25 protein-coding genes are annotated in these 26072 nt (G+C 54.0%); 13 read left to right on the top strand and 12 right to left on the bottom strand.

The features are described from left to right. Positions 1-4: 4 nt before the first annotated feature. From GGR95_RS00270 to GGR95_RS00285, 4 genes are read right to left on the bottom strand one after another with little or no spacing between them, the layout of a single operon-like run. Complete coding sequence (locus GGR95_RS00270) at positions 5-355, bottom strand: cupin domain-containing protein (RefSeq protein ID WP_184561601.1); 351 nt, start codon at positions 353-355, stop codon at positions 5-7. Continuing rightward, positions 352-1950, bottom strand: coding sequence for an ABC transporter ATP-binding protein (locus GGR95_RS00275; protein WP_184561603.1), 1599 nt, complete (start codon positions 1948-1950; stop codon positions 352-354). Before GGR95_RS00275 ends, GGR95_RS00270 begins: the two co-directional genes overlap by 4 nt. Further along, complete coding sequence (locus GGR95_RS00280) at positions 1947-2762, bottom strand: ABC transporter permease (RefSeq protein WP_184561605.1); 816 nt, start codon at positions 2760-2762, stop codon at positions 1947-1949. The genes GGR95_RS00275 and GGR95_RS00280 overlap by 4 nt, the downstream gene beginning before the upstream one ends. Continuing rightward, positions 2759-3706, bottom strand: coding sequence for an ABC transporter permease (locus GGR95_RS00285; RefSeq protein WP_184561607.1), 948 nt, complete (start codon positions 3704-3706; stop codon positions 2759-2761). The genes GGR95_RS00280 and GGR95_RS00285 overlap by 4 nt, the downstream gene beginning before the upstream one ends. 191 nt (positions 3707-3897) lie before the next feature. On the opposite strand from GGR95_RS00285, the gene GGR95_RS00290 reads away from it, so the two are divergent. Together GGR95_RS00290 and GGR95_RS00295 are read left to right on the top strand one after the other, a co-directional pair. Continuing rightward, positions 3898-4383, top strand: coding sequence for an HdeA/HdeB family chaperone (locus tag GGR95_RS00290; RefSeq protein WP_184561609.1), 486 nt, complete (start codon positions 3898-3900; stop codon positions 4381-4383). A gap of 663 nt (positions 4384-5046) precedes the next feature. Beyond that, on the top strand, positions 5047-5880 hold the full coding sequence (locus GGR95_RS00295; RefSeq protein WP_184561611.1) for a glycosyltransferase: 834 nt from the start codon (positions 5047-5049) through the stop codon (positions 5878-5880). A 24-nt stretch (positions 5881-5904) separates the two neighbouring features. Here GGR95_RS00295 and GGR95_RS00300 read toward each other — a convergent pair whose 3' ends face one another. Next, positions 5905-6315, bottom strand: a complete 411-nt coding sequence (locus GGR95_RS00300; protein WP_184561613.1) for a DUF1294 domain-containing protein — start codon at positions 6313-6315, stop codon at positions 5905-5907. A 95-nt stretch (positions 6316-6410) separates the two neighbouring features. Next, positions 6411-7889 (bottom strand): ABC transporter substrate-binding protein, encoded by a 1479-nt coding sequence (locus GGR95_RS00305; RefSeq protein WP_184561615.1) that lies wholly within the window; start codon positions 7887-7889, stop codon positions 6411-6413. Positions 7890-7982: 93 nt separating this feature from the next. Here GGR95_RS00305 and GGR95_RS00310 point away from each other — a divergent pair, with 93 nt between their 5' ends. Next, the gene (locus tag GGR95_RS00310; protein ID WP_246423245.1) at positions 7983-9257 is read left to right on the top strand and encodes an Hsp70 family protein; all 1275 of its coding nucleotides are present in this window, start codon (positions 7983-7985) and stop codon (positions 9255-9257) included. 22 nt (positions 9258-9279) lie between these two features. Here GGR95_RS00310 and GGR95_RS00315 read toward each other — a convergent pair whose 3' ends face one another. Next, entirely contained in the window at positions 9280-10560 is a 1281-nt protein-coding gene (locus GGR95_RS00315) for an acetylornithine deacetylase/succinyl-diaminopimelate desuccinylase family protein (protein ID WP_184561617.1), read from the bottom strand. A 148-nt stretch (positions 10561-10708) separates the two neighbouring features. Here GGR95_RS00315 and GGR95_RS00320 point away from each other — a divergent pair, with 148 nt between their 5' ends. Further along, positions 10709-11554, top strand: a complete 846-nt coding sequence (locus GGR95_RS00320; protein ID WP_184561619.1) for a formate/nitrite transporter family protein — start codon at positions 10709-10711, stop codon at positions 11552-11554. Positions 11555-11566: 12 nt separating this feature from the next. Beyond that, entirely contained in the window at positions 11567-12553 is a 987-nt protein-coding gene (locus GGR95_RS00325) for a YihY/virulence factor BrkB family protein (RefSeq protein ID WP_184561621.1), read from the top strand. Here the strand turns inward: GGR95_RS00325 and GGR95_RS00330 are convergent. From GGR95_RS00330 to GGR95_RS00340, 3 genes are all read right to left on the bottom strand, one after another. Next, positions 12524-12853, bottom strand: coding sequence for a phage holin family protein (locus GGR95_RS00330; protein WP_184561623.1), 330 nt, complete (start codon positions 12851-12853; stop codon positions 12524-12526). The genes GGR95_RS00325 and GGR95_RS00330 overlap by 30 nt on opposite strands. Positions 12854-12866: 13 nt before the next feature. After that, on the bottom strand, positions 12867-13166 hold the full coding sequence (locus GGR95_RS00335; protein ID WP_184561625.1) for an ElaB/YgaM/YqjD family protein: 300 nt from the start codon (positions 13164-13166) through the stop codon (positions 12867-12869). A 126-nt stretch (positions 13167-13292) separates the two neighbouring features. Then, positions 13293-14102 carry a response regulator gene (locus tag GGR95_RS00340; protein ID WP_184561627.1) on the bottom strand — a complete coding sequence of 270 codons (810 nt, stop codon included), beginning with the start codon at positions 14100-14102 and terminating at the stop codon, positions 13293-13295. A 142-nt stretch (positions 14103-14244) separates the two neighbouring features. On the opposite strand from GGR95_RS00340, the gene GGR95_RS00345 reads away from it, so the two are divergent. From GGR95_RS00345 to GGR95_RS00360, 4 genes are all read left to right on the top strand, one after another. After that, on the top strand, positions 14245-14367 hold the full coding sequence (locus GGR95_RS00345; RefSeq protein WP_343042018.1) for a NepR family anti-sigma factor: 123 nt from the start codon (positions 14245-14247) through the stop codon (positions 14365-14367). Continuing rightward, positions 14364-14936, top strand: a complete 573-nt coding sequence (locus GGR95_RS00350; RefSeq protein WP_184561631.1) for an RNA polymerase sigma factor — start codon at positions 14364-14366, stop codon at positions 14934-14936. The genes GGR95_RS00345 and GGR95_RS00350 overlap by 4 nt, the downstream gene beginning before the upstream one ends. Positions 14937-15002: 66 nt before the next feature. After that, positions 15003-16661 (top strand): sensor histidine kinase, encoded by a 1659-nt coding sequence (locus GGR95_RS00355; protein WP_246423246.1) that lies wholly within the window; start codon positions 15003-15005, stop codon positions 16659-16661. A gap of 86 nt (positions 16662-16747) precedes the next feature. Beyond that, positions 16748-16903, top strand: coding sequence for a hypothetical protein (locus GGR95_RS00360; RefSeq protein ID WP_184561635.1), 156 nt, complete (start codon positions 16748-16750; stop codon positions 16901-16903). A gap of 79 nt (positions 16904-16982) precedes the next feature. On the opposite strand, the gene GGR95_RS00365 is transcribed toward GGR95_RS00360, so the two are convergent. Further along, positions 16983-17534, bottom strand: a complete 552-nt coding sequence (locus GGR95_RS00365; protein WP_184562733.1) for a cupin domain-containing protein — start codon at positions 17532-17534, stop codon at positions 16983-16985. Between the two features lie 195 nt (positions 17535-17729). Between GGR95_RS00365 and gabT the strand changes: the two genes are divergently transcribed. Together gabT and GGR95_RS00375 are read left to right on the top strand one after the other, a co-directional pair. Next, the gene (gabT, locus tag GGR95_RS00370; RefSeq protein WP_184561637.1) at positions 17730-19109 is read left to right on the top strand and encodes a 4-aminobutyrate--2-oxoglutarate transaminase; all 1380 of its coding nucleotides are present in this window, start codon (positions 17730-17732) and stop codon (positions 19107-19109) included. A gap of 112 nt (positions 19110-19221) precedes the next feature. Next, positions 19222-20073: a hypothetical protein gene (locus tag GGR95_RS00375; RefSeq protein WP_184561639.1), complete on the top strand. Its 852-nt coding sequence runs from the start codon at positions 19222-19224 to the stop codon at positions 20071-20073. Here GGR95_RS00375 and GGR95_RS00380 read toward each other — a convergent pair. Continuing rightward, complete coding sequence (locus tag GGR95_RS00380) at positions 20051-21673, bottom strand: FMN-binding glutamate synthase family protein (RefSeq protein WP_184561641.1); 1623 nt, start codon at positions 21671-21673, stop codon at positions 20051-20053. The genes GGR95_RS00375 and GGR95_RS00380 overlap by 23 nt on opposite strands. Before the next feature lie 405 nt (positions 21674-22078). Between GGR95_RS00380 and GGR95_RS00385 the strand changes: the two genes are divergently transcribed. Together GGR95_RS00385 and GGR95_RS00390 are read left to right on the top strand one after the other, a co-directional pair. Continuing rightward, positions 22079-23044 (top strand): TAXI family TRAP transporter solute-binding subunit, encoded by a 966-nt coding sequence (locus GGR95_RS00385; protein WP_425506368.1) that lies wholly within the window; start codon positions 22079-22081, stop codon positions 23042-23044. 148 nt (positions 23045-23192) lie between these two features. Then, positions 23193-25937, top strand: a complete 2745-nt coding sequence (locus GGR95_RS00390; protein ID WP_221384646.1) for a TRAP transporter permease — start codon at positions 23193-23195, stop codon at positions 25935-25937. Positions 25938-26072: the final 135 nt, after the last annotated feature.

Raw genomic sequence — 26072 nt, forward strand, 5'->3', positions numbered from 1 at the left:
AACGTTAGATCCTTGGTTTGTCGCTTGCTGTCTCGGCGTCACCTGTATTGGGTGTGCCTTTGGGTTCAATCAGGAGAACGTGACATTCTTCCACGGCGCGGGGGCGGTGGGTCACGCCACGCGGCACCACAAAGACTTCGCCGGTTTTTACAACGTGGCTTTCGCCTTCTAGGTCCATTGTGAATTCGCCTTGCAGTACAAGGAAAAAATCATCGGTGTCTTCATGCAGATGGAAAGGGAATTCGCCCGAGAACTTGGCGACCATAATGTCATTGTCGTTATAATCCGCGACGACATGCGGGTCCCAATGGGACGAGAATTGGTTCAATTTATCCAGCAGGTTCACGGTTTTCATGTGGTGGCACCTTTGAGGTCGGGCAGCACGGGGGCTGCCTCAATGAGAGTTTTTGTGTAAGGATGTTGCGGGTTGGTAAACACGTCTTCGGTTTGGCCTTGTTCGACGATCTCGCCTGATTTCATCACCAGAACGCGGTCCGTGATGGTGCGCACCACGCTGAGATCATGGGAGATGAACAGGTAGCTGAGGTTATGAGTCTCGCACAGCTCGGCCAGCAGATCGAGGATTTGAGCACGTACGGAAACATCCAGTGCGCTGACCGCTTCATCAAACAAGATCAAATCGGGGCGGATGATCAGGGCGCGGGCAATGGCGATGCGCTGGCGCTGGCCGCCCGAAAATTCGTGGATGTATTTATCGGCGTCTGCGGGGGTAAGGCCGACCGCGATCAGGGCTTCGTCAATGACCTGTTGCCGTTCGGCGCCTGTGGGGGGGGTATCGAGCAAGTGGAACGGTTCGGTGATCTGGCGGGACACACGGTGGCGGGGGTTGAAGCTGCCGTAGGGGTCTTGGAACACTACTTGCATGTGGCGGCGCACGGCAAGGTTGGGTTTGGTGCCTGTGAAAACAGGCTCTCCGCACAAGGTAATGCTGCCTTCTTCGATGGGTTCCAACCCCAGAAGTGCGCGGGTGAGGGTGGATTTGCCACAGCCGCTTTCTCCGACCAGCCCCAGACGCTCACCACGTTTCAGCTCAAAGCTGACGTTATTCACAGCGCGAAAGCTGCCCGGTTTGCCAAACAGGGTTTTGCGCGGCGTCCGGTAGTCACGACAGACGTTTTTCACCTCAAGCAGGGGTTCGGTTGCCGTGATATCGGGCAGCGTGACTTCATGTGAGGAGGCGGCGAAAAGCATCTTGGTATAGGGGTGCTGCATGTCGTGCAGTAGTCTGGCGGTATCGCCTTGCTCTACCACTTCGCCTTTGCGCATAACGATGATGCGGTCGGCCATAGCGGCGACAACGGCCAGATCATGGGTGATCATCATCAGGCCCATACCGTCTTCGCGAGCGAGTTTGACAAGCAGCTCGAGGATTTGCGCCTGTGTTGTCACGTCCAGCGCGGTTGTCGGTTCATCCGCGATGAGCAGGCGTGGGCGCAGGGCGATGGCCATGGCGATCACCACGCGCTGACGCTGGCCCCCCGACAGTTCATGAGGAAACCGCGACAATGGGAAGCGCGGCTGCGGAAGCCCCACGCGGGTCAGCGTATCAGCGGCGCGTTTATGAGCTTCGGCCTTGGTGGTTTTTTCGTGGATCAGAATGGTTTCGGCCACTTGATCGCCGATTGTTTTGACAGGATTCAATGCCGTCATCGGCTCTTGAAACACCATGCCGATGTCATTGCCCCGCATCGCGCACAGCTCGGCTTCGCTGCGCTGGGTCAGATCATCATCGCCCAGCATCACGCGGCCCGTGGTCTGCGCGCCTTGGGGCAGCAATTGCATCGCTGCAAGAGCGGTCATGGATTTGCCCGAACCGCTTTCGCCTGTGATGGCGACGATCTCGCCTGCGTCGATGTTAAAGGAAACATCATGCAAAATGTCGAAGCTATGGATCGACAGTGTCAGGTTTTGGATAGAAAGGAGGCTCATGAGCGTGTCCTCCGCAGGCGGGGATCAAGGTAGTCGCGCAAACCGTCCCCCATCAGGTTCAGGCCCAGCACTGTCAGGATGATCGCAAAACCGGGCATCAAGGCCATATGCGGTGCGAGGCTGACCATGGTTTGTGCATCTGCCAACATCCGTCCCCATGACGGAATCGGTGGTTGCGCCCCAAGGCCCACATAGCTGAGGCCTGCTTCGGCCAAGATGCCAAGGGAAAACTGGATGGTGCCTTGGACGATCAGCAAGTTGGTGACGTTGGGCAGGATATGTTCAACGGAAATACGCGCCGCAGATTTACCCGCCACACGGGCTGCAAGGATGAATTCACGTTCCCACAGAGACAGGGCCGCGCCACGGGTGATGCGGGCGAAAACGGGGATGTTGAAAATACCAATGGCGATGATGGCGTTGATCGCGCCGGCGCCGAATACGGCAGTGATCAGGATGGCGATGACAAGGCTGGGAAAGGCAAAGACCAGATCATTGCCGCGCATGATGACTTCGTCGATCAGGCTGCCGCGCCGTGCTGCTGCCCAAAGACCCAGTGGAATACCGATGCCCATGCCAATGCCCACAGCCACCAGCGCCACAGCGATAGAGGTACGCGCCCCGACCATGATCAGGCTTAGGATGTCGCGGCCAAAGTGATCGGTGCCCAGAATATGTGTACCATTGGGGGATTGCAGCCGGTCAGGGATGCTGAGCGCGGTATAGTCAAATGGCGTCCAGATAAAGGATACCAATGCGGCAAGGAGAAAGAGGGCAGACAGAAGGCTGCCGATGATCAGGTTGCGGTTCATGTGCGGGCCCTCAAGCGGGGATCGACGGCGGCATAGGCCATATCCACAGTAAAGTTTACAAAGATAACGGCAAAGACCAGCAACATGGTCACGCTTTCCACAACAATCAGATCGCGGGCCGAGATGGATTGGAAGATCAGCCGCCCAAGACCGGGAAGATAGAAAACCTGTTCGATGATGATCCCTCCTGCCAACAGGAATGAGAATTGCAAACCAATGATTGTGAGAACAGGGATCATCGCGTTACGCAGCCCGTGCCGCCAGAGCGCTTGGCGCGCGGTTAGGCCTTTGGCGCGGGCGGTGCGCATGAAATCTTCGCCCAAGACATCCAGCAGCGCCGAGCGCATGACGCGCGCAAGTATCGCGGCCTGCGGCAAAGCCAGCGCAATGGCGGGCAAGGTAAGCGAGTGCAGCCCTGCAAACAGCCCTTTGTCCCAGCCGACAAAACCGCCCGCAGAGAACCAGCGCAGTTTGATTGCAAACAACAGCACCAGCATCATCGCAAACCAGAAGTTGGGAATGGCGACGCCCAGTTGGGTCGCGCTCATCACGCCGACATCGCCTGCACGTCCACGCCTTGCAGCGGCATAGATGCCAGCAGGAAAGGCGATGACGGTGGACAAGGCCAGTGCATACACCGCCAGCGGTACAGAGACCCACATCCGTTGGGTGACCATATCCGCCACGGGGGTGCGGTAGGTATAGGAGGTGCCGAAATCACCGCTGAGCATCCCTGTGATCCATGTCACGTAACGTTCGAGCTTGGAGGCATCCAGCCCTAGCTCCGTGCGTAAAGCTGCCAAAGTTTCAGGCTGTGCATTGAGGCCGAGCATGAAAGAGGCGGGATCGCCGGGGGCGACCTCGATCACAGTGAAAATCACCACTGAGGCAACAGCGAGGCTGATCACCAGCGAGAGTAAACGTTTGAGGGTATAGCGTATCATAACGCAGAGCGTAGGCCCTCTCTGAGGGAGGGTCCAGAAGAATGTCACCGTAAAAAGTGGTTTTTAAACAGCGGGATAGAGTATTTTTTTCGAAGTGCCTGAAATGAGGGCGGAACTTAATTAAAAGATCCGCTGTTATATCTGCAACGGGGCAACGAAGTTCACGCCCCATCAGATAAAGGATTAAAAATATGACACGTTTTCTTAAATCGACTGCCATCGCCGCTCTTGTTGCTTCCACTGCAATGCCTGCTTTTGCAGCAGGTCACATGGACTTGGAAACGATGAGCTGCGCATCTTATAACGACCTGTCCGAAGCTGACCGCAACAAGGTCGCTGTGATGGCGATTGACCATGCAAACGCAGGTGCGGGTACGGCGTCCGATATTTCCAACGACGACGCAAATGTCGCTGAATTGGCCAAAGATGTAACTGCTGCCGAAAACGCTTCGGGTGAGACAGTTGAATCAGATGTGAATGTCGGCGGTGCGATTACAGACGGCACAGAAAAAGATGAAGCCGCTGCCGAGAATGCTTCTGGTGATGGCATGACTGATCCCGCGAACATGGATATTTACGCCGAAGACATCGCTTTGCTGAATGAAGTCTGTGAAGGCCCGGGCGAAGTTATGGTGATCGATGCTGCTGCTGGTATCCGTGCTGGCGGCGTTAAATAAGATCTGCCGGTAACCTAATCTACAACCAAGGGGCTGCGGAAACGCGGCCCCTTTCCTTTGTGCGGGTCGTGATTGGTTTCAGTGGGGCCGATCAGTTGGTTTGTCTCTGACGCGATGCCGCGGATACTTGGGTAATATCAAGCAGTCTTGTCCCAGATCAGATATTTATCGAGACCTGTGGTGTGGATTGTTCAACTCTTTTGATTACGTGTCCGAGATTCGCTTTGGCGAACCGTTCAAAAATGGTGGTTTTTTTGGAGGTCATGACAATCGGTACATGAGTTGGTCTTTAGCCATTGTTGAACAGTGCAGTGATTGGAGATTTGAGTTCAGGGATGATAAATGTGCAATCCGAGCCCTCCAGTACCAAATGGTCCGGCAAAACCGGACAGTGTTTTAAGATGAAGCTACTGACGGTTTCCAAGTAAATTGAATTATTGTGACTGTAAGGAGTTCTACAACACGGAGCGCTCTCGTGCTGCCCTTGATAAACAAGCACCAGATATTGTATGCTTCGGTGACTTGGAGGCAGGAAAAGCGGCATGGACTTTAAGAATATACATCTTAGCCAACCCCAAAACTGTTCTAAAGAATAGGACCACCTAACTGGAAACAGTTGGCTGTAATTTGAAGAGAAACATACATTAGAAATAGTTAGAGTTAATGGTACCTAAAATTCTTATATCTACGAGGTTTTCATTTTTTGGACAGTCTGGTTGGAAAAGTGATTTTTCGACTAATCCAGAGATGTTGTTTGATGTTAATAGGTTGAACCAGAGATTTTGGCTTTTTGAAAAAATAACTCTGCCTAGTCTTAAGGCGCAAACGAACAAAGATTTTCACTGCTTTATCTTATCAAGCAATATGATGCCTGAGTGGGCTCAAGTGAGATTGGTTGAGAGCTGCGATAAATATTTAGGTAATGAAAATTATACAATTAGGTTTGCCCGACCTGGCCGTGCAAGAAAATTTCAACGCTTTGCTCTGATGAATTTCGCAGGAGAAGATCCTGTTGCTCAGGTGGTTCTCGACGATGATGATGCTTTATCATCAGATTTTGTCGAAAATCTATGCACTCACTTGAATTCCATGGATTACTCCGCCTCAGACGAAAACCTTCATTTTATTACATTTCCGAAAGGGTATGCATTGGGTCTTCGAGCCGAAAGCACGCGTTTATGGAGGCATGATTACAAGTTCATAAATCTGGGTCTGACAATGATAGGTAACTCAAATCAAAAAAATATTTTTGGCATAAGTCATCGTCAAGCACCAAAAACTTTTGGGTTCAGAACCGATGGCAAAAAACCTATGTATATTAGAACTTTAAGTAACGTTAACGATTCACATGCTATTGTAAGAGACAAATGGAGTGAGATGGCCGATTGGCAATCTGAAAAGGATGTCGTGGAGCGGTTTCCATGGTTACCCGAAATCCAATTTGAAGATTATTATAGCCTGCCGCACGCTCTGAACACAGATTTATTGCAATATTAGCGGCTTACCCAGCACTATATTTTTTTACCACGTCACAGGACGCACAACTGGAGGGCGCAGTGATGCGTGAGGTGGTACGTTAGCGGGTTGAAATACTTGTATGCTGGCTTGTGCGGTTTGCGTGGTAACGCTTGGCGTCGGGGTGAGCAGTAAAACGAGCCCCACAGCCATACAAACCCCAAGGATCATGGCGTGGAGGGTGCCTATGTCATTGAGCTGTTGGCCAAAGGGCTGTTTATAGCTTTTATGCCTCAACTTTTGTTGTGCGTATTTGGCGCCTACCCAACCGCCTATGGTGGCCCAGTACAACAGTTTGATTTCGGGGGTGCGTCGCAGTTTCTCGGTGGCATACCTTTTGTCATTGGCAAAGGCGCGGTACGCGATTGCGTTGATAGCGATAAAATAGATCGCAAATATAGCTGTGAAAATAAGCATGTATGAAAACCTGAGAGGCAAATTTTCAACACGTATAACGTAACAAAGGCCCCGAAATTCAGGGCCTTTGTTGGGTTATTTTGTGGCAGCCGGGGCTATTGCGACCAACTTACTGCTGTCAGGTCGTTCGATTGGGTCGGTTGATCTGCCCAAAGGCCGGTGATGCCTGCTTTTGCGACTGTCGGGAATGCCAGCTGAAACAGGTAACCGTTCACATAATCACCAGCAATGATGCGCTGTGCTTCGCCCAGCATTTCAGTGCGTTTCGCCGTATCCGTCTCCACGTTGAACGCCGCGATCAGCTCTTGAAACGCGGGGTTGTCGTATTGGAAATAATAGTCCGGGTTGGCGTAGATGTTGATGTCCATTGGCTCGGTATGGCTGACGATGGTGAGGCCAAAGTTTTTGCCTTTGAACACGGATTCAAGCCACTGCGCCCATTCAACATTGGTGATCTGTGCCTTGATCCCGACCTGTGCCAGTTGCGCGGCGATGATTTCACCACCGCGACGGGCGTAAGAGGGCGGCGGCAGGAACAGGGTTGTCTCAAACCCGTCGGCAAAGCCGGCTTCGGCCAATAAGGCTTTGGACTTTTCAGGATCAAACGCGCTGTCGCCTGTCAGATCGACATAGGCGGGATTGTGGGGCGCGAAATGGGTGCCGATGGGCGTGCCATAGCCGAACATCGCGCCGTCAATGATGGCTTGGCGATCAATCGCATGGGCCACTGCTTCGCGTACTTTGACGTTGTCGAAAGGTGCTTGTTTGTTGTTCATCGCAAGGATGGTTTCACCTTCGGTAGAACCGACAAGTACTTGGAAACGCGGGTCAGCCTCGAACATGGGCAGGTTTTCAGGGGCAGGGAAGCCCGAGAACACATCAATATCTTCGGCCATCATCGCCGAGAAGGCGGCGGTAGGGTCGGAGATGAATTTGAATGTGGCGGATGTCAGAACCGCTGGCGTACCCCAATAGCTATCATAACGTGACAGCTCGACTTTGTCGCCTTGGGACCAGCTGTCAAACTTGAATGCGCCTGTGCCGATCGGGGTTTGCTTGATGTTCTCGATGCTTTCGGGTGCAACAATTACCGCGTCACCCCATGCGAGGTTGAACAGCATGTTGCCGTTCGCTTCGGAGAGTTTGACCTCGACCGTGGTAGAGTCAATCACGTTGACCTCTGCTATCGCGGAGTAGAGCGCCTTTTGCGCATTGGCGCTGTTTTCTGCGCCGATCCGGTCCAGCGAGAATTTGACATCTTCGGCGTCCATTGTGGTGCCGTCATGGAAGGTCACGCCCTCGTTCAGGGTAAAGGTATAAGTCAGCCCATCGTCGGAGATTTCCCAGCTTTTGGCGAGGCCGGGGATCACTGCGCCGCTGCTGTCAAAGCGGGTAAGCCCTTCGAAAACATTGGAATAGAGCACGGAATCAATTGCACCCGCGGCGGCGCTGGTCGGGTCCATGTGCGGCGGCTCTAGTTGGATACCGATGGTGATATCGTCTTTTGCAGCGGCGGCACCCGCCAGAAGCGCGGCAGCGCTGACGCCCAGTAAAAGGGGACGAAGGTGTAACATGAGAGACTCCCTAGTTTTTTGTTATGAGCAAAGGTTAGGCGACGATTTACAGGTTTACTAGGAGAAACCTTGCGACCCGTGCAGGGGGGCGTTATGCGGTGGAACTTTATTGTACAAAGGGATCAAAGCATGGCGGTTTTGGGCATAGATTTCGGGACGTCGAATTCGGCGGCAGCCGTGGCGCGTGATGGTGCGGCGCATATGATTGCGCTGGAGAGCGGCGAGATGACGCTGCCTACGGCGGTGTTCTTTGATTTTGACCGCAAGAAAATGCTGATTGGTGGCGCCGCGGGCGCGGCTTTGCTGGCAGGGGATGAGGGGCGTTATATGCGTGCCCTCAAAAGCCTGCTGGGCGCGCCGCTTATGCGTGAAAAGCGCAACCTGCTGGGTGAGAAGCTGGATTTCATTGATATCGTGTCGCGTTTTTTGGGGCAGGTCAAAGCCGCCGCCGAAGCGCAGACAGGCGAAACCTTTACGCGGGCATTGTCGGGCCGTCCCGTGCGGTTTCATCCGGATGATGCGCGCAATGCCCAAGCCGAAGTTGATCTGCGCGAGGCTTACATGCGGGCAGGTTTTGAGGATGTCGCCTTTATGTACGAACCCGAAGCGGCCGCGTTGGCCAATCGCGAGGTTCTGGCGCAAGGCGATCTGGGGCTGATTGTGGATATCGGCGGCGGTACATCGGATTTCACGCTGTTTCGCAACGGCGCTGATGGCATCGACATTCTGGGCAGCTATGGTGTGCGTTTGGGGGGCACGGATTTTGACCGTATTGTCAGTTTAGAGACTGTTATGCCGTTGTTGGGTCGAGACAGCGAAATCCGCCATGCTTTTGGCAATGAGACACATACAGCGCCAACAACCATCTTTAATGACTTAGCGACATGGCAAAAAATTCAATTTCTCTATGCGCCTGACAGCCGCCGTTTGGCAAAAGACCTGCTGCAATACGCGGTTGAGCCAGCCAAGCTGGAGCGGTTGATATCAGTGCTGGATGACGAGTTGGGCCATGACATTGCTTTCGCCGTGGAGGCGGGCAAGATCGGTGCAAACACTACAGGCGCGGGGGAAATTGACCTGCGTGTCATTGAGCGCGGGTTGGCCGTGGTGCTGCAAGCGCAGACAGTGGAAGAATTGTTGCTGCCGTCGACCGCTGAGATGGCGCAAGCGGCTTTGGTGACTGTGGCTCAAGCAGGTGCTTTGCCAGAGGATGTGACGCATCTGGTGTTTGTGGGCGGCTCTAGCTTGATGCAAGTCACTCGCACAGCACTAGGGGCGGTGTTCCCGTCGGCGCAGGTGCATCATGGCTCTGCGCTGACAGCGATTGTCGATGGTTTGGGGCTTGCGGCTGAAGGCGCGTTTGCGTGACGTGACCTCAGCCGCCGATGTGTTAGCCGCGTGGCAGCAGCAGGGTTTCCAATGCCGCGCCCATAACACAGGCGCTGTCGATCATATCGTCAACGCCAATCCATTCGTTTGGCTTGTGGGCCATCTCCAAAACACCCGGACCATAGGCGATACAATTTTTCAGCTTGCCGATGCGGTCGATGTGTTTTTGATCATAGGTGCCGGGGGATGCCACATATTCAGGCGCTTTACCCATGACATCTTGGATCGCTTTGGCCACGGTTTGGACAACAGGCGCTTGGCGGTCTGTCATTGAGGGCAGAACCGAATTCAATTCGGTCAATGTGTATTCAAAGTCAGGACGGGTGCCACGCAGACCTTCCAACAGGCCAGTCACCTCATCGCGGACCTGATCCAGCGGCTCTTCCGAGAGAAAGCGGCGGTCAATTGTGATGCGGCAACTATCTGGTACGCAGTGGGACGGCAGGCCGTCAAAATCATCATCTTGTTCTTTGGCACCGCCATGGATCGAGTTGATGTTCATGGTTGAGCTGCGCGCCCCTTCGGGAACAACGGGCATATCCGTGGTGCGCGAGGCCATTGCAGGGAACAGTTTTGTCTCAAACTCGGATAGGACCGCGCCCATGTGGCGCACGGCGCAATCACCAAGGAAGGGCATGGAACCATGGGCGATTTCGCCCTTTGTTTCGATCTCGGCCCACCAGCCACCACGGTGACCAAGGCAAATACGATCTTTGTGCAGAGGTTCGGGGATGATGACATGCTGCACGCGCTCGGGGTTGAAAAAACCCTTCTCCGCAAGGTAGGCGACGCCGCCATACCCACCTGATTCCTCATCTGCAGTGCCTGAAATTTCAATTGCGCCCGCAAAGTCTTTGTAGGTTTCGATAAAGGCTTCGGCAGCGATGATAGAGGTGGCGAGGCCGCCTTTCATGTCACATGCACCGCGTCCATAAATCTTGCCTTCGTGCAACTGGCCGCCAAAGGGATCAAAGGTCCAGCCTTGGCCTTCCTCCACCACATCCGTGTGGCTGTTAAAGTGTACACATTCGCCTTTTTGCGTGCCTTCGCGGCGGGCGATGATGTTCCAGCGCGGGTATTTAGCGCTGTCGCCCGGAGTACCATGGGCGCGGATAAGCTGGGTTTCGAACCCGTGTGCTTTTAGGCGTTTGTCCAGATATTCGCAGATCGCCAGATAGTCCTGACCGGGGGGGTTCAGCGTGGGAATACGAATCAGATCCTGAGTGAGAGCGATCAGTTCTTCGCGTTTGGCTGCGATGGCCTGTGTCAGCGGCGTAGTCATCTGGGATCCTTTTTTATTGAACGAAATGTAGAGGTTGCGCGTTAGCTCCCGAAGGGTTTGCGCCGTCAAACCGCATCATTGCGGAACGGCGTCAGAGTGCAAGTGCTGAATTTTTTCGAAGTCAGCCGATCTGAAGAGTAGGAAGAACATGTCCCAACGTGAAACACGCCAAGAAGAAACCCGCAAAGAGACTGATGAACAATCTGTCGAACAAGCGGCATCTTTGTCGCCCCACTTGATTTATGAGGTGATCCGACGGGATGGTGAGGAAGAGCTATCGCGCACCAGAAGGTCGCTTTTCTGGTCGGGCATTGCGGCGGGCATTTTGATCAGCCTCTCGGTTCTGGGCGAAGCCGTCCTGCGAACGTATTTGCCGGATACGCCTTCGCGTTATCTGGTTGAGAATTTAGGTTACTCACTGGGCTTTTTGGCCGTGATCACCAGCCGCATGCAGTTGTTCACCGAAAACACCATCACCACGGTGTTGCCATTAATGCGTGATCCGACGTGGCGGGTGTTCGGGGCGATGCTGCGCCTGTGGGGGATTGTGCTGGGGGCAAATGTGTTGGGCGGTTTTGCTGCTGCGGCGTTGTTTGTGTTCACGCCAGCGCTTCCTGCTGACATTATGCTGTCTGTCACGGCCCTGTCTGAACATGCGATGAGCATGTCCTCTTCCGTGAGTTTCTGGCGGGCCATTCCTGCGGGGGTGATCATCGCGTTGATCGTATGGATGCTGCCTCAAGCGGCGGAAGCCAAGTTTTTCATCGTCATGTCGTTCACGTGGCTCATCGCGGCGGGGGACTTTACCCATATCGTTGCAGGGTCGGTTGAGATGGCGGTTTTATTGCTACAGGGTGATTTAGCTGTGACAGATGCGATAACGGGGTTCTTTGTGCCGGTGCTTGCGGGTAATGTCATGGGCGGTACTGTGGTATTTACGCTGGTGGCGTGGGGGCAGGTGCGCGACGACGTCAAAGCCGGAGCCAAAGACTGAGTGGGGAAATTAATGAGTGACCAATCCGTAACTGTTGCACCGAAGAGTGCCTTTGCCACCGCTTGGGCATTTCTGAGCGGCGGGTTCAAACAAATCGGAGACACCAACCTATCGCTGGTTTCAGCAGGCGTTGGTTTTTTCGGGATGTTGTCGTTGTTTCCCGCCATCGCGGCTTTGATCGCATTGCTGAGCCTTGTGTCCGATCCGGATGTCGTGATCGCACAGCTAGAAGATATGCAGGGGCTGTTGCCCGATGACGTCTATCAAATTTTCCACGCCCAGATCGTGAGCCTCGTTACTGCCAGCCCGGATACATTGGGGTGGGCAGGTATCATTTCTATCGCGGCGGCGTTGTGGTCGGCGCGGGCAGGGGTTGCGGCGATGATGACGGGCCTGAATGCCGTGCACGGCGAAAAGAACCGCGCGACGGCGTCACATTACATGCGCGCGCTGTTGCTGGCGCTGGCGCTGGTGGGGGTTGGCGTTGTGTCACTGGTGACATTGGTAATTGCGCCTGTTGTGCTGGCATTTTTCCCACTGGGCGGCATTGCGGGGGTATTGGCCGAAGCGGTGCGCTGGACGATTGCTGTCGGAGTTTTGCTGGCAGGGGTTAGCGTACTGTACCGGTATGGCCCGAACCGTGGCCAATCCAGCCGCCGTTCGATCAGGGCAGGGGCGATTTTTGCTGTGATCAGTTGGGCTGCGCTTTCGGTCATGTTTTCGCATTATGTCGCGAATTTCGGGAATTATAATCAGGTTTACGGCTCAATCGGGGCGGTGATCGCAATGTTGGTGTGGCTCTGGCTGAGCAGTTTTGTGATTTTACTGGGTGCTGTTGTAAATGCGCAGGTCGAAAAACACATTTATCATGAAAAAACCCCTGACGCGGCCTCTCCTTTTGAGGAGGTAGAGGATGCGCAGAGGGATGAAGACGGTGAGTTATACTCGACTGATGACGAGGCCGAAATGTCAGGACCGACGGCGCGAACCGGCGTTTAAACCTGTCATAAAGGCAGCCATCATCGTTTCCATATTGGCTTCGGGGGCCTTGGTCGGCTGCGGCGGCGCCACTGGCTTTTTGCTGCGCATGGACATCACAGAAAAAGCGACCAATGCAGCACCTGTGTAAACGGCCCCGAGGACCAGACAGGCGTTGAGCGGGGTTGTCACTGTAAGCAACAAAAACCACGCGGCACCTGTCCAAAAGGCGAGCCCCACCAAAAGAGCGAGGCTCGCGAATAGTCCGATGCCGACGGTGCGTGCAGAATGGCCAGCCTGTGCGCGGGCCTTTGCGAGCATGCCGGAAACCATCTTAGCGGCGCGCCGTCATCATGCCGACAAGAAAGCCGATGCCAGCAGCAATACCCAGCGAGGTCGCGGGCTGATTGTGAACGAATTCTTCGGCCTGTGCCTGTGCTTCGCTGGCTTTCTTACGCCCCGCTGCTTCTAGGTCGGCGGCGGTCGCTTTGGCATAACGTGTTGCTTCTGCGGATTTGCTGACACCATAATCAGACAGCGTCTGCGTCAGGTTTGACAAGTCATTTCTCAGAATCTCCATCTGGGCCGACAAGTCTTCTACTGATACGTTTTTTCCGTTCGATGCATTTGCCATTTTCAAAATTCTCCGTGGTTTATCTGTGTTTCACAGAGTTAACGCAGCGGGGTGCGCAAATGTTCCAAATGAAAAAGCCCCACCGTGATTAACGGCGGGGCTTTGCTTGGATGTGTGGGGAGAAGTTTAGGCGTTCAACGTCTCGGTCGAGGAGAAGAACATCGCCTGACTGACAGCCGAGATAACTTGATCTTCGGTGTAGGGTTTGGAGATCAGGAAGGCGGGTTCTGGTTTGTCTCCAGTGAGCAGGCGCTCGGGGAAGGCCGTGATAAAGATAACAGGACGGTGGCCCAGTTCGGCCAGCAGATCGTTAACCGCATCAATACCGGAAGAGTTATCTGCCAGTTGAATATCCGCAAGGATCAGGTCAGGTACATCTGCGCGGCCCAGCTCCACGGCTTCGGCGCGGGTGCGGGCAACGCCAGTGACACGGTGGCCCATATCGGCGACGATGCTTTCAATATCCATTGCAATGATGGCTTCATCCTCGATGATCATGACCGAACCAGCGACATTATCCGCCATCTCGCGGCGTGCGATGGCGACTAATTCCTCTGCTTCATTTGCGTCTACACCGATGATTGTACCAATATTGGCATAGGAAAAGCCCTCAATCGTATAGAGCAGCAATGCCTCGCGGCTGTTGTCGGTGAGTTTGCTCAAAAGACGCTGCGCTTTGGCGCGCGGGCCGTTTTCGCCTTCTTCAATCGGGGCGCCTGCGCTGGACCAAATACCATAAAGCACGCGGAACAAACCGGTTTTTACGTCGGTGCCGTCCAAAACGGAACGGTCTGTCAGGATTGCTTCCAACGAGGCCGCAGCAAAGTTATCGCCGCTGGTCTGGCTGCCGGTGAGCGCACGCGCATAGCGGCGCAGGTAGGGAATGAATTTTCCCAGTTGGTCGCTCACTGTTTCGGCGTGTGATGCATCAGTCATTAGTGCTGGTCCTTTTTATTATCTTTTCGGGAACCTAACGCCTGTGAACTGCGTTAGGTTCCATGAGCAATAGTATTTTTTGAACTTTTTGTGTGATCGAGGGCAAATGTCGGGACAAAACCAGAATAAACAGCGTGAAGAGGTGATCGATGAAAACCTGCGTCGCGTATATCAAGAAGCGATGGATGAAGGTGTTCCAGATCGCTTTAAATCATTGTTGGAGCAACTCAAACAGCAAGATAGCGGTGAAGGTAGTAAAAAATGAGTAATCCAGACGCCAAGGGGTCAGACCCGCGCGACGAACTGGTTGAGCATTTGCCCGCAATGCGCGCTTTTGCGATCTCGTTGACACGTAATGGGGCCATTGCGGATGATATGGTGCAGGATACGCTGGTAAAAGCGTGGACCAACATCGATAAATTTCAGGTCGGCACGAATATGCGCGCATGGTTGTTCACGATCCTGCGAAACACGTATTATTCGTCTCGCCGCAAAGCCAAGCGCGAAGTCGCGGATGTTGACGGCGTGTTTACTGAGAGCCTTGCCGAGAAACCCGCCCATGACGGGCATCTTCAGATGAATGATTTCCGCGTTGCGTTGGGCAAATTGAAAGTTGAGCAGCGCGAAGCGTTGTTATTGATCGGTGCGTCCGGGTTTTCCTATGAGGAAGCTGCCGAGATGTGCGGCGTTGCTGTGGGCACCATCAAAAGCCGCACAAACCGGGCGCGAGCACAATTGGCCGAATTGATGGGCCTGAAAGAAAATGAGGCGATGGAAATGACAGATGATGCAACGATGTCTGTTCTATCGGCGTCGAAAGTTTCGAGTTTCTAGCAGATGACATTAGGCTTCTTGCGCAATAGCTTCTTCGGTGGACTTACATTTCGAATACTGCTGTTTTTGTCTCTGGCACTGCTGCCGATTGGGCTAATCGCAGTGGTGCAAACCCGCCAGATTGCGGACCAGAGCCAGAGTTCGGCGGAATTGTCCTTGATCGCAGTGACGGATCAGGCCGCAACAGGCGAGCGCACAACATTGCAAGAAGCGTTGGGCGCGGGGCGTGCCTTGGCTGCGGTGGTCAAACTGATTGGCGAGGATTCTGCGCAATGCTCCGGCATTCTTCGGGGCTATGATGATGAGTCAAAGAAGTTCTTGTTGGTCGGTTTTGTTCAGCATGACGGCATGATGGCATGCTCATCCTCAGACAAACCTTACGATCTGGTGAATACGCCCGTGTATCAGGCCGCTATGGAGCGGGGGACGGTGACTGTTTCTTCTGTTGAGCGTTCCGTGGTCACGGATGGGCAAGTGGTGATTGTGACTGTGCCCGTGTTTGATGGAGAAGAGGTGATCGGTTTTGTCTACATCTCCATCGCACGCGACACGTTGGAGGATCACGAAATTGCGGATTTCGATGCGCCTCCTTTGTCCTTTTTTACATACAATGACCTTGGACAACTGCTCACCACTGATCAACATTACGGCCTGCCCGACGAAGAGTTGCCAGCTGCCTATACGCTGAACCAACTTACCGGCCCATCGCGTCAGGTGTTTTCCGCCAAAAATCAGGCAGGCATTGAACGGGTCTATGTTGTGGTGCCGTTGATCCAGGGAACTGCGTTCGCGATGACGGTCTGGCCCAGCGATACGCCGATGCTGCAAACGGATTTCTCTGGCCGCATTTCCACGTTGTTGCCGATTGTCATGTGGTTGGCCAGTCTGATCGTTGCCTTTTGGTCTTTGAACCGTCTTGCCATCACCCATATCCGCAAACTGGGCCGCCAGATGCGGCACTTTGCGTTAAACCGGACATTGCCGCGAATGTCATTGGGCGAGCGCGTCCCGTTTGAGATATTCACCATGGAACAAACGTTTCTGGGAATGGCAAAATCAATTCTGCAAGATGAAGCGCGGCAGGAAGATAGTCTGCGTGAGAAAAATATCCTTTTGAAAGAGGTTCACCACCGCGTAAAGAACAACCTACAATTGATCTCTTCGATCATGAGCATGCAAATCCGTCAGGCACCCACCGAAGCAAACCGCAAGGTGTTGCAACGGTTGCAGGACCGTATCCTTAGCCTCGCTACGGTGCACAAAAGCCTCTATCAGGATGATGAAATGTCACGTGTTGATGCGGGGATTTTGTTGCGTGAAATCGTATCGCAGAGTCTGGCTGTCGGGCTACCCCCGAATGCCAATGTCGATATTAAAGAGGATTACGACAACATTATGATCGGCGCTGATGATGCGGCACCGATGTCCTTGTTGGTGTCAGAAGCTGTGACAAACGCTTTGAAGTACATATCCGCTGATACAGGTGGGGCTAAAAGAATTGTGGTCAGCCTCAAGAAAACAGCAGCAGAGACGGCACAGTTGCGGGTTGAAAATACCTTGGGGGATGTGGTGCCAGAAAGCGGAACGGGCCTTGGCTCGCGTTTGATACAGGCGTTCACGCGGCAGCTAGGCGGGACACTCGAGATCGATGAGGCAGAGGATGTTTATAAGCTTGAACTTACATTTCCAGTGCCTTTAGCTGAAAAGAAAGCCAATGATTTCTGACCATATTAACTAAGTTTCGGGTTTTATGGAACTTTGAATGAGGCGAGGTGTTTTTAAAGCGAACACTTTGAAAAACGGAGGCGGCAATGACAAACGAACTGTTTATCGGTGGCCTCATGATTCTGACATTGGTGGCCGGAATTGTGATCGCGATGACATCAAAGCATAATTCTGGCGAAAGTGACTATGAAGAGGAATATAAGCCTCGCAAAAATCGCAATCCAACCGATACAAATCGATAAAACAGGGGTTGTCAGGTAATGAGCCTAAATTAACAAAGGCTTCCTCTTGCAGGAGGGCCTTTGTTTTGGACGTTTGGCGTTAGAAAACGGGTGGGGTTAGGGCGCTTACGATCTCGCAGGGGGTGTCGCTGATGTTTCGGAACCTGTGAGGTAGTCGGCTGTCGAACAGATATCCGTCCCCACAGTTTAAAACCCCAACCTTGTCCCCTACCGTTAGTTCAATCTGGCCGCGCGTGACGATTCCCGCTTCTTCGCCATCATGGGACAAAAACTCGGGTCCTGTATCGGCGCCGGGGGGGTATGTCTCGTGGAGGACCTGAAGGCTGTGTTTACGGGCGTTGCCCAATTGCCGCAGCGATACCTGTTCGGGGCCGTTCGGGGCAAGCTGTGTGAACTCATCTGCGCGGTAGAACACTTTGGGTGTGTCCGGCTCTTCGATGGATCCGAAAAATTCGGCCATGGAGATCGGGATCGCATCCAGCAAGCTTTTGAGAGATGCAACCGAAGGTGAGGTTTTATCAGTTTCGATCAAAGAGATCGTTCCGTTTGTCAGCCCTGCACGGCTTGCCAGTTCGCGCTGTGACAGACCGCGCTCTGTACGGATTTGTTTGAGCCGTTGTCCGATGTCCAAAGCGGTTTTCCTGTTCTTGAAATGCGTGCCGAAACCTTGGGCAAGGGTCAGCAAGATTTGGCCCGAAATGATCACCACTTGGCGAAATGTACAAGTGCCAGAATTATCCAGATTGACAATTAAATTAAACAGGGCAAAAGGCTATTTTAAACGCAGGTATATTGCGTTCGTTTTTCTCTCATTCAGGAATATGTCATGGCCAGCACTGCAAAACGCGCGCCACGCAAAGGCGCAAAAAAGACTCCACAGATCGCTATCGTAGAAGAAGCGGTTCCTGTTAAGTACACCAATGCTGATTTGGTTGCGCGCCGTGAAGCTGCTGTGCCGCGTGGCGTGGCGTCGGCCGCGCCTGTTTATGCGTCTTACGCCGAAAATGCAGAGTTGTGGGATGTTGAGGGCAACCGCTATATCGACTTCGTAGGCGGCATTGGCGTGTTGAACACGGGTCACCGTCACCCGGGTGTGATTGCAGCGGCCAAAGCGCAAGAAGATCACTATACGCATACATCTTTCCAAGTTGTGCCTTACGCGCCTTACGTTGAGTTGGCTGAAAAGCTGAACGCGCTGGCCCCCGGTGACGCGCCCAAGAAAACACTGCTGGTCACCACAGGTGCCGAAGCTGTGGAAAACGCAGTGAAAATCGCACGTGCTGCCACTGGCCGCCCAGGTGTGATTGCCTTTACAGGAGCTTACCATGGTCGCACCCTGCTGACGCTGGGCATGACGGGCAAAGTATCGCCTTACAAAAAAGGCGTTGGCCCTTTCCCTGCGGATGTTTTCCGTGCGCCTTTCCCGAATGTGCGTGACGGTATCACCGTTCAGGACGCGCTGACGGGGTTGCAAAACTTGTTCCTGACAGATGCTGATCCGGCGCGCATTGCGGCGATCATCATCGAGCCTGTTTTGGGTGAAGGCGGCTATACGCCTGTGCCGTTTGAGATGCTGACTGCGCTGCGTGATATTTGTGACGAACACGGCATCATGCTGATCGCTGACGAAGTTCAGGCGGGCTTTGGCCGGACTGGCAAATGGTTTGCGATTGAACATTCCGGCGTTGTGCCTGATCTGATCACAGTGGCGAAATCCATGGCGGGTGGCTATCCTTTGGCGGGTGTCATTGGCCGCGCCGATGTGATGGACGCGATGGACCCGGGCGGTCTGGGCGGAACATACGGCGGTAACCCTGTTGCCTGTGCGGCAGCTTTGGCTGCGATTACTGTAATCGAAGACGAAGATTTGCTCGCGAAATCCATCGCGATGGGTGACAAGCTCAAGGCGCGTTTCGCCGAGATCGGTGCACGTGCAGCGCCGTACCGTATGTGGGACATCCGTGGTTTGGGTGCGATGGTTGCTGTTGAATTCGTCACTGACTTTGAGAGCATTGCAGCCGATGGCGCGTTGACAAAACGTATCATCGCGCAGGCGCTCAAGCGTGGTTTGCTGCTGTTGAGCTGTGGCATGCAAGGTAACGCCATTCGCGTGATGGTGCCGCTGACGGCTTCTGAGGAAATCGTTGACGAAGGTCTGGCGATTTTTGAAGAAGCACTTTCTGCTGCCGTCGCTGAAGGCAAGTAAGTAGGCCGCTAAGTCGGATCAAAATTTAAGCGCGCGGAGGGAAACCTCTGCGCGTTTTTTGCTGTCCGAGGTCGGGTCTTTTCGGGTAGCGGTGTTGCGGGAGAGCTTTGCAATGCGCCTTTTGACTTTTTTGATTTTCGTTGGTCTGGCCTATCAGGCGCATGCGCAGGATGCGCCGCGTTTGGCTGTGTTTGGCGTGGTTGAAACCGTCAATCCCTTGGTCGTTGCAGGGCGTGAGATTTTGCTACCAGAAGGTGTGCGAATCCTTAGTCCGCTTGGGCCATCGGGCGCGGTTCAGCTTGGTGATACTCTGGCAATTGCCGCAACGCTTAGCAATGGCACACTTGTTGCCACGCGGGTGTTGGAGGTGTTCCCCATTGTAGGCCCGGTCGCCACTGTGACCGAAGGTACAGCCACAGTTATGGGAACCGCTGTTCATGTGCCGCCGAAAGCTGTTGTTAAAAAGAGGCAATGGGTTGCGGTCAGCGGCCTTTGGAGTGGCGAGAAAGTTATCACAACCAACCTGCGGTCTGTGGATTGGGATGGATACGGGCAACTGGCGGGTGCGATTGATAGGGTTGAAGGCACCGAGCCTGTGAAAATCGGTGGCACTACAATTAACGGGGCGCGGGTGCCGCAAGACGGTTTCGGGAATGACATCTGGACGTTTAGCGGAGCGCCTGAGGGGACGGCGCTGGGGATGCGGCTCATGTCGAAAGGGGTGTTCGGCGGAAAAGTCGATCTGACGCTTTGGCAGGGCTATGCGTCGCTGCCGATTGCGTCACAAACCTATATGATCCACGGCAGCGGAATTATTGGCACAGCAAAAGATGCCTCAATGCCCCAAGCGGGGAGCTTGATCACACGCTGTGTATTGGATGGGCGTGTGGTATACGCCGCCCCCATAGGGCTGGAAGCGGCGTATGATGCGTTAGGATGCGCTACAACTCTGCCGGCGGATTGAACGTTTCGGCGCGGGCGCGGGACCAACGCTCTTTATAACCCATATGATCTGCGGCTTTATCATCTACCAAGAAGCCTTCGGGCAGGTAAGGGAAGGCTTGGTTCCCTTGTACCATTGAACGGTCGGATTGGCGTTGCATCAGGTGATGCGGGAGGAAATCAATCGGGTGGGATAGGCCAGCTGCGCCAGTCATTTCACCCAAGGCCTTGAGCGTGTTGCGGTGGAACCGTGCGACTCTTTCGGATTTATGCAAAGGGTCCAATGCCTTTGAACGCAAAGGATCCTGCGTAGCGACACCCACAGGGCAGTGGTTGGTGTGGCAGGCTTGGGCCTGAATACAGCCGATGGCAAACATGAAGCCGCGTGCGGAATTGCACCAATCTGCCCCTAGTGCCAGCGCCCTTGCGATATCAAACGCCGAGATGATCTTGCCCGCCGCGCCCAGCTTGACCTGATCGCGGATGCCTGCGCCGCGCAGGGTGTTATGTACAAAGGTCAGTGCTTCGACCATGGGCATACCAACGTGGTTGGCGAATTCCAGCGGCGCAGCGCCTGTGCCGCCTTCGGTGCCATCAACAACGATAAAGTCAGGGATGATACCCGTCTCTAACATGGCTTTTACGATGCACATGAATTCACGTTGGTGTCCGATACACAGCTTGAACCCCACAGGTTTCCCGCCCGATAATTCGCGCAACTGGCCCAGAAAATGCATCATTTCGATGGGGGTAGAGAAGGCAGAGTGCGATGCTGGCGAAACGCAGTCAAACCCCATAGGGACGCCCCGCGCATCTGAGATTTCCTTGGTGATTTTCGCGGCGGGCAGCATGCCGCCATGACCCGGCTTGGCACCTTGAGACAGCTTAACTTCGATCATTTTGACTTGATCTCTTGCGGCTTGTTCGGCGAATTTTTCGGGGCTGAATTGCCCGTCTTCGGTGCGGCACCCAAAATAGCCCGAGCCAATTTCATAGATCAGGTCGCCGCCTGCTTGGCGGTGATAGATACTGATCCCGCCTTCACCCGTATCATGGGCAAATCCACCCTTGGCCGCGCCCATGTTCAGTGCCGAAATGGCGTTGGCAGACAGCGCGCCAAAGCTCATGGCAGAGATGTTGTAGATGGAGGCGCTATAAGGTTTTGCACAGTTTTTACCGCCGATTTTGATGCGAAAATCAGTGTCCTCAATATGGGTCGGCTGCACGGAATGGGTGACCCAGCTATAGCCCGCATCATACACCCGCATACGTGTCCCGAAGGGCCGGGCGTCTTCTTGACCTTTGGCGCGTTGATACACCAGCGAACGTGCATCGCGGCTAAAGGGGACCTCGTCTTGGTCTGCTTCGATCAGATATTGGCGAAGTTCGGGGCGCATTTGTTCAAAGAGAAACCGCAGGTGGCCCAGCACGGGATAGTTCCGCAAGATCGAATGCGCTGTTTGCCGGACGTCATGCAGGCCAAGCAAGCTGAGAGCGCCGAAGACAAGCAGTGGTAGAATAAACCAACCCGACCAGATGAACATTGAAAATAGGCTTAGAACCGCGAGAACAATAACACCCGCGAAGGTACTGTAACGGGTGAGGCTGGAAAAATCTGGCATTGGGTGCTCCGGTGTCTTTTACAAAAGATAGCGTGCAGATGTGTAGAACGTATTACGATGCTGCTTGGCAAGGCTGTCAATGTCATTGAAGGAACACAATTTCGTATTCGATGCCAAGGACCAACGGACGGGTGTGAGAGGGTTTTGCCCCACAGATTATAGCCCTAGTTGCATTTTCAACTGACTCACAGTCAAGACTTGATCATCTTGGAAAAGCTGCCTACGCTTATTAATAGAATTCGGGCAGGCTTGGGTAAAACAGGCCGCACAACCGGAGCGGGAGGTTAGGTGAATTGGAGGGGCGCGCCACTGGGGCGCGGTGATCCATACACAGCTTTTCGTACAGAATCTGATGCAGCGATTTACGCTGCTTCCAAAATAGTAACGGGAGAGTTCACTATGAAGATGTTCAAAACAATGACCGTAGCGGGTGCCTTTGCGGGCGCCATGCTGTCGGGCACTGCGTCCTTTGCGCAGGAGAAATTCGTCACCATCGGTACGGGCGGTCAAACGGGCGTTTACTTTGTTGTAGGTCAGTCGATCTGCCGTTTGGTAAACCGCGGTACAGCCGATCACGGTCTGAAGTGCACAGCGCCGTCCACTGGTGGTTCCATCGCCAACATCAACGCGATCAAAGCGGGTGATATGGATATGGGCGTGGCCCAGTCCGATTGGCAGTACCACGCGTATAACGGTACGTCCGAATATGAAGGCAACAAATTCGACAAAGAACGCGCTGTGTTCTCTGTTCACGGCGAGCCGTTCACCATCATGGCGCGTACAGATTCAGGCGTAAAAGCTTTTGATGATCTCAAAGGTAAACGCGTGAACGTGGGTAACCCTGGCTCCGGTTCTGCGGGTACAATGGATGTTGTTCTGGACGCCAAAGGTTGGACCAAGGCCGACTTTTCACTGGCATCCGAGCTGAAGCCAGCCGAGCAGGCCGCCGCACTGGGCGACAACAAGGTTGACGCGATCACTTACACTGTTGGTCACCCGAACGGCTCCATCCAAGAAGCGTCCTCAACCGTTGATGCGACACTGGTTTCTGTTGAAGGCCCAGAAATCGACAAACTGGTTGCAGACAACCCTTACTATGCCAAAGCAGTCATCCCCGGCGGTATGTACAAAGGCTCGCCTGATGACACAAACACCTTTGGTGTACGTGCGACGTTTGTGACATCCGCAGATGTGCCAGATGAGACAATCTATCAGGTTGTTAAGGCCGTGTTCGACAACTTTGATCGTTTCAAAAGCCTGCACCCTGCTTTCGCAAACCTGAAAGAAGAAGAAATGATCTCTGCTGGTCTTTCCGCGCCTCTGCATGACGGCGCTGTGAAGTACTACAAAGAGCGTGGCTGGATGGAATAAGCCACTTAGGCTTTGCCATCTAGGCTATGATATACGGGGTGGCGGATTACGATCTGCCACTTCAACGGCTTCACATCACACAAAAAAAATCAGATGTGCAGATTTGCACGCACCGCAAAAGGTGCGGCACGCAATAGGGGACATTTCCATGACAGACCAACACCAAGCAGCTGCTGTAGAGGCCGAAGCCGCCGGACGCGGGGGGCTTGCCCAGAATGAGCTAGACGAACTTGTTGCATCCTCCGACACAGGCGGCCGTTCTGTTGAAGGTCCGGTTGGTGTTTTGCTGTTGTTGACAGCGCTGGCATGGTCCTTGTTCCAGCTTTATATCGCGTCGCCTTTCGGTTTGTTTAACGACACGCTGGCACGCTCGATCCACCTTGCATTTGCACTGTTTCTTGGCATCCTTGCATTCCCGGCCGCGCGCACGAAATTTCAGATGATCTTGGGCATTGTGGTGCCTCTGGCGCTGGCTGCTCTGTTTATGATTTCCGCCAAAGATGGCGTTGCAGTCTGGTGGGTGCCTATTCCCGCCATCGCAATTGCGGCCACAGTTGTTCTTGGTTCTCCAAAGTCCAGCATCCCTATCTGGGAATGGGCGTTGGCCATCGTAGGCGCATTGGCTGCCCTTTATCTCTTTTTCTTTTACCGTGATATCGCCTCCCGCGTGGGTGCACCGATCATGCAAGACTATGTTGTTGCCGTTATTGGCCTGATGATCTTGCTGGAAGCCACACGCCGTGCGCTGGGGCCAGCGTTGATGATCGTGGCGAGTGTGTTCTTGATGTACACTGTGCTTGGTCCTCAAATGCCGGGCATTATCGCGCATAAAGGTAATTCCCTGTCCGAGATCGTGAACCACCAGTGGATCACGACCGAAGGTGTCTTTGGCATCGCGCTGGGTGTTTCGACTTCGTTTGTGTTCTTGTTCGTTTTGTTCGGCTCGCTGCTGGACCGTGCGGGTGCAGGCAATTATTTTATCCAAGTTGCGTTCAGCTTGATGGGGCATATGAAAGGCGGGCCTGCGAAAGCGGCTGTTGTCTCTTCTGCCATGACAGGTCTGATTTCAGGTTCTTCTATCGCGAACGTGGTAACAACGGGCACATTCACAATTCCGCTGATGAAAAAGGTGGGGTTCAGCTCTGAAAAGGCGGGTGCAGTTGAGGTTGCCTCTTCGGTTAACGGTCAGATTATGCCGCCAGTTATGGGCGCTGCTGCCTTTTTGATGGTTGAATATGTAGGTATTCCTTACCCCGAAGTTGTCAAACACGCCTTCTTGCCTGCAACGATTTCCTACATTGCCTTGGTCTATATTGTGCACCTCGAAGCATTGAAGGCTGGCATGGTCGGCTTGCCACGTGCGGTTGCGCCCAAACCTTGGGTCGCGCGTCTGATGGGCACGGCCTTCATCATCGCCGCGATCTGTGCGCTCAGCCTTGCTGTGTATTACCTGATGGGCTGGATTCGTCCTGCCTTTCCACAAAGCGCGGGTTACATTATCTTTGTCTTCCTGACGGCGATCTACGTGGGCCTGCTTTATGTCGCATCACGCGAAGAGCCGCTCAAGCTGGATGATCCGAACGAACCTGTGACACGTTTGCCTGTTCCAGGTCCGACAGTGCGCTCTGGTTTGCACTTTATTCTGCCCATCGTTGTACTGGTCTGGGCGCTGATGGTGGACCGCCTCAGCCCCGGTCTGTCGGCCTTCTGGGCAACGGCCTACATGATCTTTATTTTGCTGACACAGCGCCCCTTGATGGCGATGTTCCGTGGCGAAAGCCAATTTTCCTCTGATATGAAAAAAGGCGTTCTGGACTTGATTGATGGTCTGGTGACAGGCGCGCGCAACATGATCGGTATCGGTATTGCAACCGCAACTGCAGGTATCATTGTGGGTGTTGTCAGCCAGACTGGCGTGGGGGCGGCCCTTGCTGATGTGGTCGAAGTCCTGTCCGGTGGTCATATGCTGGCAATTCTAGCGCTGACTGCTGTGCTGTCGCTGATCCTAGGGATGGGCCTACCGACTACGGCGAACTACATCGTGGTTTCTGCGTTGCTGGCCCCAGTTATTGTGATGCTGGGTCAACAAAACGGGCTGATTGTGCCGCTGATTGCTGTGCACTTGTTTGTGTTCTACTTTGGCATCATGGCGGATGTGACGCCGCCTGTTGGTCTGGCCAGTTTTGCTGCGGCTGCTGTTTCTGGCGGTGATCCGATCAAAACCGGTGTGGTTGCCTTCTTCTATTCGTTGCGCACTGCGGCTTTGCCGTTCCTGTTTATCTACAACACTGAATTGCTGTTGATTGATGTGACATGGGCGCAGGGGATATTCGTCTTTGTTGTCGCGACCATAGCGATGCTGCTGTTTGCGGCAGCGACCCAAGGTTGGTTCCTTGCCAAAAACCGCATCTATGAGAGCATCGCCTTGCTGCTGATCGCCTTCACGCTGTTCCGTCCGGGGTTCTGGATGGATATGGTTTCAGCGCCTTACCTTGAGGTCGATCCTATCGAGATTTCCGAGGCCGCTGGCCTGACACCATTGGGCGATGAATTGCGTCTGCGTGTGATGGGGAGGGATAGCTTCGGTGACCCGCTAGAGTTTGTTGCTTTGGTGCCCATTATCACCGATGGCACCGGCGAAGAACGCCTGCAAGCCGCGGGTCTGACCTTCCGTGACGATGGCGGTAAGATGATCATCGACAATGTTGCCTTTGGGTCGGTTGCGGCTGAGGGGGGCTTGGATTGGGATCAAGAAGTGCTTCGTGTGCTCAAGCCACAGCCACAGCCCAGCAAATACCTGATGTTCATCCCTGCGCTGTTGCTGCTGGGGGCAGTTGTCATGATGCAGCGGGGCCGCAATGCCCGCGACACCCGCAAACGGGCGGCCGCATAACATCGGCGCTCTGGGCATGATATCACTCACTCCTTCCTTCGTGATCAACGCACGAAGGAAGGGCTGTTCCCCTTGTGGAATAATGGGCGTAAAGACATGCTCAAACGGCCAGAGCCGTGTTTTTCGGAGTGAGTA

Source organism: Sulfitobacter undariae, assembly GCF_014196805.1.
Taxonomy (GTDB): domain Bacteria; phylum Pseudomonadota; class Alphaproteobacteria; order Rhodobacterales; family Rhodobacteraceae; genus Sulfitobacter; species Sulfitobacter undariae.